The sequence below is a fragment of the Peribacillus sp. FSL P2-0133 genome (assembly GCF_037975445.1).
In the GTDB taxonomy this organism is placed as follows: domain Bacteria; phylum Bacillota; class Bacilli; order Bacillales; family DSM-1321; genus Peribacillus; species Peribacillus simplex_E.
Genome location: NZ_CP150254.1, coordinates 1,113,403 through 1,129,783 on the forward strand (window position 1 = coordinate 1,113,403; position 16,381 = coordinate 1,129,783).

Genomic DNA, 16,381 nt, shown 5'->3' on the forward strand with positions numbered 1-16,381 from the left:
GCTTACTAACAGAGGTTTTTAAGGAGGTGATACTGTCTTTCGAAATCATTTGCAAATATAAAGTAGTTGTCATGTTGTTTTTTTGCGATTTTGAAGAAACGTTGTTGCTTAATGCGCGACAATGCCTCGAGTATTCGATGGGAAATAGTACTTTTAACAAAACAAATTCGCATTTTAATTCCTGCTGAATGAAGAAAAGTAAAGACCACTTAGAAGGAAGTTTGTATCATATCATAGCCTTGGCAAACATCTAAGACCTAACTTGTTAACCAATGCATTAAAATGCGGCAAACAATAGAAAAGGGGTTGGATGTATCATGTCTACAAATTTAGAAAGTTATGTTCCACAAGAAACGCAGATCCAACATGATACGGGTGTGGATGAATCACTTAATCCGAAAACTGACGAAGGTAGGACGGTAAGTCCGTTAGACTATATTTTCATGTGGGTTGGTGACGGTGTTAATCTAGGTAATATGACGCTTGGAGCTAGTATAATTGTAGCGGGAATCGCTACGTTAAACATCTTTCAGACATTTGCCGCAGCTATCATGGCAATTGGTATCATTTCAACTGTTTTTGCTTTAAATGACAGGCTCGGATACAGAACGGGAATACCATATGTTGTACAGCTTAGAATGTCCTTTGGGCTGAAAGGTTCCATAATATCATCACTGATGCGCGGTATTCCCGCCATCGTTTGGTACGGTTTTCAAAGTTGGATTGGCGGTACTGCCTTAAATGAAATTGCGAAGATCATTACGGGCGGTGCCTTTGATAATGTTGGCATTTGCTTTGTAGTGCTACAGTTGGTGCAAATTGGACTTTCGCTGTATGGATTCCATGCCATTAAATGGGTGGAAACGCTTGCGTCTATTGTTATTGTACTAGCGCTTCTCTATGTATTTGGTGTACTACTAACTTCCTATAGCGATGTTATTGCAGAAAAATGGGTTCATGCAGAAGGATCATGGGGCTTACCTTTCTTTGCATTGATCATGATGTTTATGGGAAATTATGCGGCTATCTTTTTAAGTGCAGCGGACTATTCAAGGGAGCTGAAATTTGGTATTAGCGACACAAAACGCGGGTTTTTGTACTTTCTTCCTATTTTAATAGCGTACGGCTTGACACTTACAATCGGTGGAATGCTTGCTTCCGCAACCGGCATCAACAATCCTGTGAAAGCGTTTGCGGTCGTGGTGGATAACTCTTATATTACACTCTTTGTATCCGCATTTATTGTTTTGGGTGCGGTTGCAGTAAACATGGTTGCCAATATTATTCCGCCAACCTATGTTATTACATTGCTTACAAAAATGAAATATAAACCTGCAGTTACCATAACCGGACTGCTTGCATTTTGCTCATTCCCTTGGGTTCTTGTGCAAGACTCTTCGGCAAAGGGTCTTGGAATCTTCATCCTTATATATTCCGCATTTTTAGGACCGATTGTTTCTATATTATTAGTCGAATATTATATATTAAGAAAGCAAAAGGTAAATGTTGCAGATTTGTATAAGGAAGACGGTCCATTTGCCGGGTATAATCCAGCAGCGGTGCTTGCATTGCTTATCGGCGCCGGTGCAGCCTGTGTGAAAGTGGAGCTGGCATGGATTATCGGCGTTGTTGTGGCAGGTATTGCATATTTGCTTTTGATGAAATTTGCATTTAAAGATTCAAAATTCAAAAAGGGTACTATTTTTGAAAAGTAAACCTGTATTTCTATGTTTCCAGGGTGTATTCTCTCTGTCTATTTATAATGGATTGATGCAAGCTGAGGATGAAATAAACAAGGCAGCTGAGCAATGTCAATATACTGAAAATTGAAAAAAGGGGTTGGTAGAATGAAGTTTGATTTAGTCATAAAGAACGGAAATGTAGTATTTGAAAATACAGTAGAACAACTAGATATCGGTATACTTAATGGTAAAATTGCAGAAATTTCAAAAGAAATAGTCGGAGAATCCGCTGAAATTATAGATGCTGCTCATCAATATGTCATGCCTGGGATGATAGATGCCCATGTTCATATTTGCGAGCCAGGCAGAACGGAGTGGGAAGGGTTTGTAACAGGAACTCAAGCTCTGGCTGCAGGAGGGACAACATCATTTGTTGATATGCCATTAAACGCTTTGCCGGCAACGACTACAAAGAGTTCACTGCATTTAAAATTAAGATCTGCTGAAAAAAAGGCGTATGTTGATTATGCTTTGTATGGTGGATTAGTTCCTGATAATCTCGGAGATTTAGAGGATCTTTCTAACGAAGGTGTTGTGGCCTTCAAATGTTTTATGGCAACATGTGGTAGTGAGGAAATTGGAGATTTTAAAAATGTTGATGATTTTACTCTATATCAAGGTATGAAAAAGCTATCGGAGTTGGGGCATATTTTATCTATACACGCTGAGAATGCAGAACTTACTGATAAACTGGCAATTGAAAAGAAAAAACAAGGAAAGACAACAGCAAGAGATTATGTAGAGTCCCGCCCCATTTTTACTGAGGTTGATGCTGTAAAACGTGCTTTGTTATTAGGTAAAGAGACTGGATGTAAATTACATTTTGTTCATATTAGCAGTGAAGAGGCTGTTGAAGAAATCCTTAAAGCACGTAAACTAGGCCAAGAGGTTACGATAGAATCGTGTCCTCACTATTTCACGTTAGATATGGAAACCTTTGAAAGGATAGGACCTGTTGCGAAATGCGCCCCACCGCTTCGTACTAAAACAGAACAAGATAAATTATGGGAAGCTCTTAAGGAAGGGAAAATTGATATCCTGGCCTCAGACCATTCTCCATGTCCCCCAGAAATGAAGCAGAGCAACACCAATAATATGTTTGATGTGTGGGGAGGGATTAGTGGCTGCCAAAATAATGTTGATTTAATGTTTGACGAGGCTGTTAAGAATCGTGGGGTTTCTGTAAGTCAATTTTCAAAGATGATTGCGACAAAACCTGCAGAAATATTTAACTTAAGAAATAAAGGAAGCATTAAAGTTTCCTATGACGCTGATATCATTCTCCTTGATCCAAATAAATCATACACCATTCAGCCAGAAGATTTGTATTACCGCCATCAACAAAGCCCATATGTTGGAAGAAAGATTAACTGTCGAGTGACGAAAACGTTTGTAAGGGGACAACTAGTATTTGATTTTGAGAAAGGGATTGTAAGTCATCCAATTGGGAAGTTCATTTCGGCAAAAAGTAGTTTCGTACAAGCATAAAGTTATGTAAAGAAGGTTGACCTAAAAGGGCACTTAAGTTGCACTTAATGGCGTCATACCTTCTTTTTGTTTTATTTTTTGACTGGTATTATGTCTGTGGATTGCTCTTGTGGTAAGATAAAGAAACAGGATCAGTAATATAGGATTTAATCGGAGGTTAATATAAATGGTTAAGTCAGTAGATAGGGCGTTAACAATTATTTCATTAGTGAGCAAGCGTAAAGAAGGGATAGGGGTTACTGAGCTGGCCTCCAACCTAGATTTAAATAAAAGCTCTATATTCAGACTATTAAGTACTCTTGTAGATCATGGATTCATCGAACAAAATCCTGAAACTAAAAAATATAGATTAGGCTATAAATATTTAGAATTAAGTTCGATGCTACTTGAATCTATTGACTTGAGAACTCAAGCTAAACCTTTTCTGGAAGAGTTAGAATCACATATTAATGAAGTGATCCACTTGACCGTATATGATCAAGGAGAGGTAATCTATATTGAAAAACTTGAGGGAAGTGAAACCCTTAGAACACATTCACAAGTAGGAAGACGGGCCCCTATGCACTGTACGGCAGTTGGGAAGGTAATCTTAGCCCATCTGCCATTAAATGAGATCGTAGATATAATTGACAAGCATGGTTTACCAAAACATACTGAACAAACGATTATAGATAAAGAATCTTTTTTTAAGGAATTGGGGAAAATTAGGAACGAAGGTATTGGTAGAGAAATTGAAGAAAATGAACAAGGAATCACCTGTATTGCAGCGCCAATTTTTGATAATCGGAAGAAAATTACTGCTGCTGTTAGTATATCAGGACCAAGTATCCGAATGACTGAAGAAAGATTAACTGAAATTAAACCAATTATAATGGATATTGGTAAAAAGATTTCCAAAAGGCTTGGTTACACAGACAATTAATTATGTGAAAAAAGAATTGGTATAAGACCAATTCTTTTTTTTTGTGGAAATTTAATAATTCAAGTTTATCTTCGAATAGGCACTTTGATCTTTTGGCCTTCGAAAAATTTTTATAAAAAATTTAATGGTGAAATACTTGAAATATTCAAAAAACGGTGATAATATCAAAATAAGAAACATGGTTAGTTAATAAGCAACAAAATACTTATTTTTTTAATCATTTAATGAAACTATGTTGCTTATTAAGCGACTAAAAGGAGGAGTAATAGTGGATTTTTCTAAAGAGAAAGGCAAATTTTATAATAATCTAACGAAAACAATTCGCCGGCACATAGTTAAAATGACGAACCATGCTGGAAGTGGTCATCCCGGTGGTTCCTTATCGGCAACTGAACTAATGTCCGTCCTATTTTTTGAACACATGAATGTTGATCCTAAAAACCCAGATTGGCAAGACCGAGATTGTTTCTTCCTATCTAAGGGGCATTGTACACCTGTATTTTATTCAGTATTAGCTGAAAAAGGTTTCTTCCCGGTTGAAGAGTTAATGACATTCAGGGATGTTGACGGTAGGTTACATGGGCATCCATGTGGAGAGCATATTCCAGGTGTAGACATATCTTCAGGATCACTTGGTCAAGGATTATCAGTAGCTAATGGTGTTGGATTAATTGCAAAACTAGATGGTAGCAATAGAAGATCATATTGCATGATAGGTGATGGAGAATTACAAGAAGGTCAAGTATGGGAAGCGGCAATGACAACTGCACATTACAATCTTGATAACGTTTGTGCGATTATCGACTGGAATAAAATTCAACTTGATGATTTTGTTGAAAATGTAAAAGGTGTAAAAAATCTTGGTGATAAATTTAGAGCTTTCGGTTGGCACGTTGTTGAGATTGATGGTCATGATATTAATGCAGTTAATGAAGCGTATAAAGAAGCTAAACGCACTAAAGGCAGACCTACTGCAATTCTAGCTCATACGGTTAAAGGTAAGGGAGTTTCATTTATGGAAGATACACATGATTGGCATGGAATGGCTCCGAATGAAGAGCAATTAGAAATCGCTTTAAAGGAGTTGGCTTAAGATGGCAAATCAAGAAGCACCACGTAAAGGTTTTGCTGATGCACTAATTAGACTTGGAGAAAAACATGACAATTTAGTGGTACTTGACGCGGACTGCGCAAAATCAAATATGACAAATCTATATAAAAATAGATTTCCAGAACGCTTTTTCAACATCGGTATTTCTGAATGTGATTTAGTAGGTACTGCAGCCGGTATGGCAGTAGCAGGTAAAGTACCATTTGCAAATGCTTATGCAAACTTCCTTACTGGGCGCGCATTTGATCAAATGAGAATTTCTGTATGTTATTCAAATAACAATGTGAAAATTGTCGGTCATAACGCTGGTACATCAGCTGCTCAAGAAGGTGCAACACATTTACCGCTTGAAGATATTTCTTTAATGCGCTCACTTCCACGTATGACTGTAATTGTTCCAGCTGATGCGGTTGAAATGGAAAAAGCAGTAGAAGCTGCTTATTACCATGACGGACCAATTTACCTGCGTGTTGGCAAATTACCAGTACCGATCGTTACAAAAAAAGAAGAACCATTCAAAATAGGTAAAGCAATTAAATACCGTGAAGGAACTGATATTACAATCATCAGTACCGGGATAATGCTTGATGAATCACTAAAAGCAGTAGGTGAATTGGAAAAGCAAGGTGTAAGCGCCGATCTTTTACACATCCATACAATTAAACCTATTGATAAAGAAGCCATTATTGCATCTGCTGCGAAAACAAAACATGTCATCACAGTTGAAGAGCATTCAATTATAGGTGGATTAGGTAGTGCAGTTGCTGAAGTATTATCAGAAAACCAACCAGCTAAATTAAGAAGAATCGGTACAAATGACCGTTTTGGAGTTTCTGGAAAAATGGATGAATTACTTGATTTATTTGAATTAAGAGCACACCGTATTGTTTCTACTGCAAATGAATTATTAGGGCATAGAGTAACTAGCTAAACACATTTTTAGATAATGAAAGGGGGAGGGTTTTTGTCAAACGCAACCCAATATCTAAGTTTAAAGGATACTTTAGACCTCTTCTCTAAATCGGATGACAGCCTTCGTGCTAAAATCAAAGCTCATTTAAAACAAACAAAACATAAGTTTATCGTTTTAGATGATGATCCAACTGGTGTCCAAACGGTACATGATATTTTTGTCATCACGGACTGGGGAAAAGACTGGATAAAAAAAGGATTATCTGATGAGAGAAGTGTACTTTATATTTTAACAAACACAAGAAGTTATAATGCAGAAAAAACGGAAAACATCAATAGAGAGATTGTCCAAAACATTGTTGACGTTACTAAGGAAATGGGTATTAATTATTCAATTATCAGTAGAAGTGACTCAACATTAAGAGGGCATTATCCACTTGAAATTAATGTGCTCCAAGATGAATTATTAAAAACTGCTGATGTACAAATTTCAGGTCATTTAATCATACCGGCTTTTTTTGAAGCACATCGTTACACCATAGATAATATTCATTATTTAGGTATGGATGGCCAGCTTGTCCCAGTAAATGAAACAGAATTTGCGAATGATTCCGTTTTCGGTTTCAATACTGCTAATTTGCCGAAATGGATTGAAGAGAAGACAAATGGAAGCGTAGCTTCAGAGTCAGCTTTGATCATTTCACTTGAAGATATTCATACTGGTGGCATTGATAAAGTTTATGAGATTTTACTATCTGCTAACAATAATACTCCTATTATCGTAAATGCTAAATCTTACTATGATTTAGACATCGTATCATTAGCTGTCCTTAAAGCAATTGATTCTGGCAAGCAATTCTTGTTTAGAACTGCAGCATCTATTGTAAAATCGATTGCGGGAATTCAGGATCGTCCATATTTATCAGCTAATGAGATTGTTTCAAATGATGAAAACCAAAACAATGGTGGATTTATTATAGTAGGTTCTCACACGAATAAAACTACGGAACAAATTAAGGCACTAATGAATAAATACCCGATTGAACAAATCGAAATTAATGTTGTGAAAGTTCTAAATAAAGAAACAAGAACTGAAGAGCTAACACGAGTATGTCAATTAGTAGATCATAATATTTCTTCTAATCGCGATACGCTTGTTTATACAAGCAGGGATTTAATTAGTGCGAAAGATAAGGAAGAAAACTTAAAAATTAGTCAAACTGTTTCAAGTTCTTTAGTTAAAGTTATTCGCTCACTAAAAGTAAAGCCGAAATTTATCATGGCAAAAGGTGGTATAACTTCGAGTGATGTGGCAACTGAAGGCTTAGAAATAAAATATGCAAAAATTTTAGGGCAAGCGATCGCCGGTGTTCCGGTATGGTTAACCGGAAGTGAAGCTAAGTTCAAAGATACACCTTATATCGTATTTCCAGGCAATGTTGGGGATAAAGATTCGATTGCTCAAATCTTTGAAAATATAAAAAAGGATCAAAAGGGAGAGATATAAATGGCTAAACAAAAAATGACAGCTGCTGAGTTAATTGCCTTGTATTTAGAAAAAAGAGGAGTGAAACACGTTTATGGTATACCGGGAGCTGCAATTTTACCATTCTATGATGCAGTAAAAGAATTAACTAAAATTGAATCATATATTGTTCGTCACGAACAAACTGGTGCTTTCATGGCTGACGGTTATTCAAGAGCAACTGGTGAAGTAGGTGTATGTGCTGCCACATCAGGTCCTGGTGGAACTAACTTCTTAACTGGTCTTTATAGTGCATGGATGGATTCCATACCAATGATAGCAATTACTGGTCAACAAAAAAATAGTCTAATTGGAACAATGCAATTCCAAGAAGCGCCTATCGTTGAAATGGCAAAACCTGTAACGAAAGCTGCTTACCGTTTAACTGACGGCTCGAAAACTGCTGAATTTATTCATGAAGCATGGGTAACAGCAACTACTGGCAGAAAAGGTCCAGTCCTTCTTGATTTACCAATTGATCAACAAAAAGTAGAAATAGAAGTAGACCTAGATGAGCTTATCGCTTCTACTCCAGTCGATAACTTACCACAAGCTTCTGACGCTGATATAGAGAAAACACTAGAATTATTAAAAGATGCTAAAAGACCGGTCTTACTTTCTGGTGGAGGGGTCAACATTGCAAACGCTACCATTGAATTAAAAGCGTTAGCTGAAGAACTGCAAATCCCTGTAGTAACTTCTGGCATGGGGATGGATACTTTCCCTAACGATCACCCTTTATTCGCTGGACGTATGGGAACGATGCTTGATACTCCATTCGGTAACAAAACAATTGTTGAAGCTGACTTAGTAATCAACCTTGCCGGACGTTTCGCTGATCGTTCAACTGGTAATGTTTCGGTATTCACACAAAACGGTAAGAAAATTATCCACGTAAATCTTGATAATAAGGAAATTGGTAAAGTTGTACCAACGATTTTAGGTATCGTTTCTGATGTTAAAACATTCATGATTAAACTTACAGAAGCCCATAAAGCACTTGGTGCCCATGTAGCTGCAACTGCCGAAGTAGGTACTAGAGTTAACTTAACTGAAGAGCGTAAGAAATGGGCACGTAAAACGGATTACACAACACTTCCAATCAGACAAGAGCGTGCATTGCGAGAACTTCGTGAATTCTTAGATCGCGATGCCTTCGTATCACATGACTGCGGTATCAGCCAAATCTGGTCCTCTCAATTATTTGAAACGTATGTACCAAGAACATACTTATTAACTGGTGGTGCGGGGACAATGGGGTGGGGCCTTGGTGCAGCAATGGCAGCGAAACTTGCATTCCCTGAAAGACAAAGTGTAAACATCCTTGGTGATGGAAGCTTAGGTATGTCATTACAGGACATTGCTACAGCTGCAAAACATGATATTCCGGTAATTATTTTCTGTATGAATAACTCATTAATGGGATTAATTCGTCAACAACAAAACTGGTTCTATAATGAACGCCAAATTTCTACGGACTTAATTTACAAAAATGAATTATGTGATAATGAAGAGCGAGGAATCGACTTTGTTAAAACGGCTGAAGGCATGGGTGTTCGTGGTGAGCTTGTTACACATTATGATGATATCAAACCAGCGCTACAACGTGCAGTTGATTCAGGTAAACCATATTTAATCGAAGTTATAGTTGATCCAGATCCTAAGAACGCATGCGAATTCTCTAACAACGGTGCACTTAATGGATTCAAATACTCTGAAAAAATTGATTATTCTAAATAATCATTACTTTGGTGGGAGTGATTTTTTGAAGCAATGGGATAGTACCTATTGCTTCAAAAAATATATTAGTAATATTGACTGTACTTAAATAATGGTTTATTAAAGGAGGGAAGCCGAAAAATCGGCGAAACAATGTCAGCGAATCTTCATAATTCTATGAAAGTAGGAATTGTTCACTTTATGGCTTATCCGGAAACAATGGGTGGAGATGGCCCAACTGTTGATACAATTAAGAAAATTGTACAAGATGATTTTTTCTCTGGAATTGAAATTACATCTATTAACAATCCTGAAGAACGTAAAGAGGCTACTCAAATTTTACAATCTGGTGGAATGACTGTAGGATTTGGTGCACAACCGATTCTATTAAGAAATAAAGGAAACCTTAATTCTTTTGATGAAGCTGAGCGTAGAAGGGCTATCGATTTAGTAAAAGGCGGAATTGATCAAGCTTACGAAGTAAATGCTGCTAAACTTGGTTTCTTAAGTGGGGCTAAACCAGATACTCAACAAGATGTTGCATTACAATTACTAACGAATTCTATCAAAGAATTATGCGATTATGCAAAATCTAAAGGTGATTTAGTACTCTCGCTTGAAACATTTGATGATGAGACTGATAAGAAGTGTCTAATCGGTTCGAATAAACTTGCTGTTGAAGTTGCAAAAGAAGTTCGTAAAGTAGATCCTACTTTCGGTTTAATGCTTGATCTAAGTCATTTACCAATGCAACGTGAAACGTCTCGTGATGCATTAACGGTTGCTCGTGATTATATTAACCATGCCCATATTGGAAATTGCTATATCAAAGATACTTCTGATCCTGCTTACGGCGATCAGCATCCGCGTTTCGGATATCCAGGAAGTGAAGTTGATGTTTCTGAATTAGCGGAGTATTTACGTTCTCTATTAGAAATTGGTTACATCGGTGAGGGTATAAAGAATATAGTCGCTTTTGAAGTAAAACCTGTAGGTACAGAATCATCAGATATTGTAATTGCACAGTCAAAACGTACTCTCATTGATGCATGGTCATTATTACATTCAAAAAAAGGGCGTTTAGTTAGTTAGCCTATATATATTTACGATATGTACTAAACGGTGACAAGCACTTTTGCTTGTCACCGTTTAATCTAACATTTAATTAGCTTATCATGCAGAATTCCTATTGAGCAACGACTAAATAAGGTGTTAATATGGCTTTGCATTAAGTAACTGGATTTTGTAATAAATAACCAAAATTTTTCTTAGAGATTAAATTGGCAAGGAAGTGATCGATTGGTTAAACTTCAGAAGGATGTTGATGCTATAAGAATCAACACTAGGACCGAAGAACTTGCTGCTTGTTCATCTACATCTGTTGGTGTCACTAGACTACCTTTCACAGTTGAAAGTTTAAAAGCAGAAAGTCTAGTTGAAGAGTGGATGAAAGCAGCTGGGATGACGGTAAGAAAAGATGCTCTTAACAATATAATCGGACGTTATGAAGGGAAAGATCCTACAGCTCCAGTTTTAATGATTGGTTCACATTTAGATAGCGTGATTGAAGCAGGTAAATATGACGGTATTTTAGGAGTTATAACTGGAATAGAGGTTGTTCAAACTCTTAAGGATAATGGCATTATGTTATACAATCCAATCGAAGTGGTAGGTTTTTGTGATGAGGAAGGAGTAAGGTTCCACTCAACTTTCCTCGGTAGTAAAGCGATTGCAGGAACTTTTACTGCTGAAGATTTAGAAAGGGCAGATGAACAAGGAATAACAATTGCTGAAGCGTTAAAAGGAATTGGTATTGCTGACCCATATGCTTATAAAAAAGCTAGTCGTACTCCAGAAGAACTTCTCGCTTATTTGGAACTTCATATCGAACAGGGGCCTGTGCTTGAGAAGGAGAATGAACCTGTGGGCATAGTTCGTGGGATTGCTGGTGCTACAAGATTTTATTTTGAGATTATCGGGAAACCAGGACATGCAGGTACAGTTCCTGTTGCCCTTAGACAAGATGCACTTTTAGGAGCTAGTGATCTCATTTCTTACATTGAGAACATCGCTATCCAAAATGAACCATTAGTGGCGACTGTTGGCAAACTTACTGTAAGTCCGGGTGCTAGTAATGTAATACCTGGCCTTGTAACAGGCACGCTGGATATCCGTGATTTAAATGTGGATCGTAAGAAAAAAGCCATTGATGCTATAATAACTGAAAGTGAAAGAGTAGCAAAAGCAAGAGGACTTCAAATCTATTTTGAGCAAGTCATGGAAGCCGATCCTGTATACTGTGATGAACAATTGATTAAAGTAATCGAGGAGTCCATTATCGAACTGGATGGTAGCGTTATCAGTCTTGTAAGTGGTGCTGGTCACGATGCAATGGCTATGGCGGATGTAACGAATGTTGCAATGATTTTTGTTCGTTGTAAAGATGGTCTTAGTCATCACCCTGATGAATTCGTTACTGTAGAAGATATGGGTGTAGGAGCTAGAGTTCTTTACTCTACAGTAATTAAGATAGCTACAAAACAATATTGAGGGACTTATAAGATTTTGTGGAGAATATAAGACTACTAACTAAAAGAGAACTTACAAAAAAACTCGTGATCCGACTGTATCGGATCACGAGTTTTTTCAAAATGAATACATTTCAATTAGTACCTCTTGAACAAATCAGTCAACTGTTATCAGTAGCATTTTCCTATAAGGTTCCAATCCTTCGAAAAGCTCATTCGATAAAGAAATATATTTAAGACAGAGACCTTTCATGCGATGAAACAGTCATGCGTACAAAAGGAGTTCTGTATGGAATCTTTATCATGTTCATAAAAAAGTCACTGAAATTCCTGGATTCCTCCATGATTCAAGGATTTTGTAGCGTCACTTCCAGATAAAAAGTCGAGATTTACTCATCAAATTGATCTCTGTCTGCGTGGGCAGTTTACCTTCAGTCAATACCTGTTTTTAGTAATTACAATTACTTATTAATCACTGTCATCTCTGAAAATTGAATACATGAGTAAAGCTATACGTAAATGAAGTGAGTTTTTTGAATCATGGACGGAATAATTCAAAATGTCCTCACATTTGGCAATTCGGTATTTAACGGTATTACGGTGAACAAACAGTTTCCTGGATGTAATAGCAAGTTCACAATTATTATCCAGATATACCAATAAGGTATTAACTAAGTCTTTTTCATCTTTATTTTTCGGATAGGATAAAGAACGTAAAGTATTCTCATAAAATTTTTTTAAATCTTTTTCGGGAATTAACCGAATCAGTTCGGTTAATTGCTTGGTCTCGTAAAAGTTTATAAATTTATTTTGAAACAGTTCAGACCCATGTGTCCATGCTTCCACTGCCTCTTCGTATGTAAGGTGGATATAGGTAAGGTCATTAGAAAAGTTACCAACTCCAAACGATAACGAAATTTTCAGATTTGAATAAGCCTCATTCTGGAATTCCTTCAGCCTTTCTTCTATTATGCTTTTAATCGAATCATTAATATTCAGAGGAGATTGCATCAAAATAACAAAATATCCATCTTTCATAAAAACGATGTTGTTAGTATCTATTTTTAAAAATGATTTGTGTAAAAATTTATATAAATAGTCGTATAATCTATTCATAATATCTGCACTTTTTTGTAAAGCGTTTTGTTTATTATCATCAATCTTACATACAATGCATACGTATTTCATATTGTCGATTAAGCCATGCTGTTTTCCCCTATGAATAATTTCTTGTTTGTTAGAAATCTTTCCATCAACAAGGGAAGCAAAAAAGTTATTTTCTAACAAACGACTATTTTCTCTAATAGCCTCGTTTTTAAGCAGCGTGAACGAAATGACTGTTGATGCTTGCTCTATAGCTAATTGGGAAGATGGGTATGAAAGCTTCTCAGGGTGAAGAATTAATAGTAAATATGGATAGGGACGCATAGTTTTTACCCGAAACATTTTTATAGAAATGTCAGTATTTTGGATATCGATTGTGAACTGGTTTTTCTCTAGGTATGTTTCTATATCACTTTTAATGTGTTCCTGAACATTTTTCATAACGATTTTCATATTTCCTGTACGAAAATGATGAGAAAAGGATGTCACATCACCAATAGGATCTAGTAGGAGAACAGGACATTTTAATAGGGAGCCAAGATTTTCAATTAAAGAATTCAGACTGTAGCCTTTTATCATCATATTGGTAAATTCCTTGTGAATATGCATCGCATAAAATAACTCTTCAATTTGGTTATCCCATATAAAGCTTAATAATTGATGAGCAACCGCACCTAATGTTAATGTCTCTGGAATTTGAATAATTGGAAATTCTAATGAGTCAGCTAATTCGATTACATCCTGCGGTATCTTATCAATGAATCTTTTAAGTTTAATGGCAATCCCTGCACATGGAAGTTCATTAATTTGGGAAATGAGATTGCATAATGCATGAGGGTCGTCTTTAAAACCGTATCCTGTTGTCAATAATAGGGAGTTCTTAGCTAAAAAATTGATGGCATCTGGTGTTTCTGAAATCTCAATTGATTCTACTTTCCTTTTAAGTCCGGCATGTCCAGCAATAATTTTGGCTTCTTGAAACACATCAACGATAAATAAATCTTCTACCTTTTTCATCATACACCTTCTAATTCTACATTTTGTCAGTTTTTTTTATAAAGGGAAGAAAAACAAATGTTGTTAAATTTGGACAAAAATTTAAATGGTAATTGTTTACATCGCATAATGATTTTGTGAATTAATCCGCTTATAATCAATTGTATAGAGGATTAAAGGTTAATGAAACTGTTTTCAAGATTTTTTTTACATTCCATTAATCTCAAGTTTTTATTATATTTAGCAACTATATTTATATTTTGAAGCGCATACAATCATAATTTTTTGCAATGGTTAAAATTGTTTTTGTCAATAAGGAGTTATTTGCTTCAAGAAAAGTACAGAAACGAGAGGATGTGGTTAAAGGGGCTTAATTGATGGGAATGTGAAACAGTCAGTAAAATAGTCCGAATATTAAAAAAACACTTTTAGGCAGGAATAAACGTTGAAGGGGAAAGTACACTCATTATTGACCGCCTTGGCGGGTTTCTTCATTATGCAACTGTAATAGAGGATTGGCCTTAATAGTTCTTATAAAATTTGATTTCCCATAGAAAGGAATGAACCTATGGCTACATATGATTTAATCATTAGAAATGGAAATCTTGTAATGTTTGATTCGATTGTTCAAGGAGATATTGCAATTAAGGAAGGGAAAATTAAAGAAGTGTCCATCGGAAAAAATATTGATGCTATAGCAACAAGAGAAATTAATGTTGAGGGGCAGCACATCCTCCCAGGATTAATTGATACTCATGTTCATTTCAACGAGCCAGGCAGAACTGAGTGGGAAGGTGTTCAAACTGGTAGCAGAAGTTTAGCGGCAGGTGGGGTGACAACCTATTTTGATATGCCATTGAACAGTACACCACCAACGATCAATAAAGAATATTTGGAATTAAAGAGAGCTTGCTCCGAAGAAAAGTCGGTAGTCAATTGCCGCTTTTGGGGTGGGCTTATACCAGAAAATATTGAGAATATTAAGGAACTTGATGAAAATGGAGTAATTGGATTTAAAGCTTTTATGTCACCGAGCGGAATTGTCGATTTCAATCATGTCGATGATATTACGATTTTTAAAGGGATGAGAGAAATTGCCTCTGTAGGCTCACTTTTAGCCGTTCATGCTGAAAGTACAGTCATTTGTGATCAGCTTGCACAAGAAAAACAAAGACAAAATAAAACGACTGCAAAAGACTTCGTAGATTCAAGACCGATAATTTCCGAAATTGAAGCGGTAAGAAGAATAATTTCATATGCAGAAGCTACAGGTTGTAAACTGCATATCGTTCATGCGAGCAGCCGGAAAGTAGTGGATGTCATCAATCAGGCAAAGCAAAGAGGCCTGGATATTACGGTAGAAACATGCCCCCATTATTTATCTTTGACATTAAAAGACTTAGAGGAAAAAGGCGGATTGGCAAAATGCTGCCCTCCACTGCGTGATGATGAAGAAGTAGAACAATTATGGGAAGCTGTAGCAAACGGTGAAATTGATGTAATAGCATCCGACCATTCACCAGCACCTCCATCTATGAAGGAAGTAATAAATGAAGACTTTTTCAGTGCCTGGGGTGGGATTTCCGGTGCCCAATCTACACTCAATATTATGTTGACAGAGGGGCATTTCAACCGTAATCTTCCTCTGGGGAAAATTGTTGAATTAACATCCACGAATCCAGCTAAGTTATTTGGCCTTTATCCCCATAAAGGGATAATAGCCGTTGATAGCGACGCTGATCTGGCGATAGTTGATCTGAACAGAAGCTTCGAGCTGAAAAAGGAAAATTTGTTCTACCGCCATCAGCAGTCGCCTTATGTTGGCAGGACATTCAAAGGGCAAGTAACGACAACAATCGTCAATGGGGCTATTGTTTTTGAAAATGGAAGCATTACCACTGTGGAAAAAATTAAAATCTAGGATTGTTAAGCTATAGGACTGAGAAAATCTCCATTCATTTTATTAGCTTATTATGGATGAGTCTTTTTCAGACATTTATTTTAGGCTTACACAATCTTAAAAGCAAAAGAAGCCTGTAAGAAACTAGAACCTGATTACCTAAAAGAAAAAGTCATGGATGAAGAAATAAGAAGATAAATTGTTTTATCTATAATAGACAAAAATATAAAACGTTTTTATCGATTAGGCATAAAGACTAATTAAATGAAAGCGGTTAATATTTATATAAGGGACTTAACTGTTTCTGACACAAGCTAATAATATATGAAAAGAGCTTCAATTATAAGGTGATCTATATCGGGAACAGGGCACACCATGAGTTACATATTTTCAAAGGGCGCATTGGCTCACGATTAAAACGTTGATTGGAGTCA

At 36.4% G+C, this 16,381-nt stretch carries 11 protein-coding genes; 10 read left to right on the top strand and 1 reads right to left on the bottom strand.

The features are described from left to right. Positions 1-317 precede the first annotated feature (317 nt). The 9 genes from MKY17_RS05320 (at position 318) to MKY17_RS05360 (ending at position 11,969) form a co-directional block, all read left to right on the top strand. On the top strand, positions 318-1,715 hold the full coding sequence (locus MKY17_RS05320) for an NCS1 family transporter (RefSeq protein ID WP_098372607.1): 1,398 nt from the start codon (positions 318-320) through the stop codon (positions 1,713-1,715). A 132-nt stretch (positions 1,716-1,847) separates the two neighbouring features. Beyond that, positions 1,848-3,230: an allantoinase AllB gene (gene allB, locus MKY17_RS05325; protein WP_098372606.1), complete on the top strand. Its 1,383-nt coding sequence runs from the start codon at positions 1,848-1,850 to the stop codon at positions 3,228-3,230. Between the two features lie 166 nt (positions 3,231-3,396). Continuing rightward, positions 3,397-4,152 carry an IclR family transcriptional regulator gene (locus MKY17_RS05330; RefSeq protein WP_095391007.1) on the top strand — a complete coding sequence of 252 codons (756 nt, stop codon included), beginning with the start codon at positions 3,397-3,399 and terminating at the stop codon, positions 4,150-4,152. 268 nt (positions 4,153-4,420) lie between these two features. Then, complete coding sequence (locus MKY17_RS05335) at positions 4,421-5,245, top strand: transketolase (RefSeq protein ID WP_286177167.1); 825 nt, start codon at positions 4,421-4,423, stop codon at positions 5,243-5,245. Between the two features lies 1 nt (position 5,246). Further along, positions 5,247-6,194, top strand: coding sequence for a transketolase family protein (locus MKY17_RS05340; protein WP_098372604.1), 948 nt, complete (start codon positions 5,247-5,249; stop codon positions 6,192-6,194). A 33-nt stretch (positions 6,195-6,227) separates the two neighbouring features. After that, on the top strand, positions 6,228-7,682 hold the full coding sequence (locus MKY17_RS05345) for a four-carbon acid sugar kinase family protein (RefSeq protein ID WP_179891133.1): 1,455 nt from the start codon (positions 6,228-6,230) through the stop codon (positions 7,680-7,682). Next, positions 7,683-9,440 carry a thiamine pyrophosphate-binding protein gene (locus MKY17_RS05350; RefSeq protein WP_098372602.1) on the top strand — a complete coding sequence of 586 codons (1,758 nt, stop codon included), beginning with the start codon at positions 7,683-7,685 and terminating at the stop codon, positions 9,438-9,440. Between the two features lie 180 nt (positions 9,441-9,620). Beyond that, a complete protein-coding gene (locus MKY17_RS05355) occupies positions 9,621-10,511 on the top strand; it encodes a sugar phosphate isomerase/epimerase family protein (RefSeq protein WP_286177166.1) in 891 nt (296 codons plus the stop codon). Between the two features lie 207 nt (positions 10,512-10,718). Beyond that, the gene (locus MKY17_RS05360; protein WP_098372600.1) at positions 10,719-11,969 is read left to right on the top strand and encodes an allantoate amidohydrolase; all 1,251 of its coding nucleotides are present in this window, start codon (positions 10,719-10,721) and stop codon (positions 11,967-11,969) included. Between the two features lie 446 nt (positions 11,970-12,415). Here the strand turns inward: MKY17_RS05360 and MKY17_RS05365 are convergent, their stop codons facing one another. Further along, entirely contained in the window at positions 12,416-14,068 is a 1,653-nt protein-coding gene (locus MKY17_RS05365; protein ID WP_179891132.1) for a PucR family transcriptional regulator, read from the bottom strand. A gap of 547 nt (positions 14,069-14,615) precedes the next feature. On the opposite strand from MKY17_RS05365, the gene MKY17_RS05370 reads away from it, so the two are divergent. Beyond that, the gene (locus MKY17_RS05370; protein WP_098372598.1) at positions 14,616-15,968 is read left to right on the top strand and encodes an allantoinase; all 1,353 of its coding nucleotides are present in this window, start codon (positions 14,616-14,618) and stop codon (positions 15,966-15,968) included. Positions 15,969-16,381: the final 413 nt, after the last annotated feature.

What these genes read in the sequence shown, in the direction of transcription:
- MKY17_RS05365 (WP_179891132.1), bottom strand. Translation starts at nt 14,068, where the DNA reads ATGAAAAAGGTAGAAGATTTATTTATCGTTGATGTGTTTCAAGAAGCC.
- MKY17_RS05355 (WP_286177166.1), top strand. Translation starts at nt 9,621, where the DNA reads ATGGCTTATCCGGAAACAATGGGTGGAGATGGCCCAACTGTTGATACA.
- MKY17_RS05370 (WP_098372598.1), top strand. Translation starts at nt 14,616, where the DNA reads ATGGCTACATATGATTTAATCATTAGAAATGGAAATCTTGTAATGTTT.
- allB (WP_098372606.1), top strand. Translation starts at nt 1,848, where the DNA reads ATGAAGTTTGATTTAGTCATAAAGAACGGAAATGTAGTATTTGAAAAT.
- MKY17_RS05330 (WP_095391007.1), top strand. Translation starts at nt 3,397, where the DNA reads ATGGTTAAGTCAGTAGATAGGGCGTTAACAATTATTTCATTAGTGAGC.
- MKY17_RS05320 (WP_098372607.1), top strand. Translation starts at nt 318, where the DNA reads ATGTCTACAAATTTAGAAAGTTATGTTCCACAAGAAACGCAGATCCAA.
- MKY17_RS05340 (WP_098372604.1), top strand. Translation starts at nt 5,247, where the DNA reads ATGGCAAATCAAGAAGCACCACGTAAAGGTTTTGCTGATGCACTAATT.
- MKY17_RS05350 (WP_098372602.1), top strand. Translation starts at nt 7,683, where the DNA reads ATGGCTAAACAAAAAATGACAGCTGCTGAGTTAATTGCCTTGTATTTA.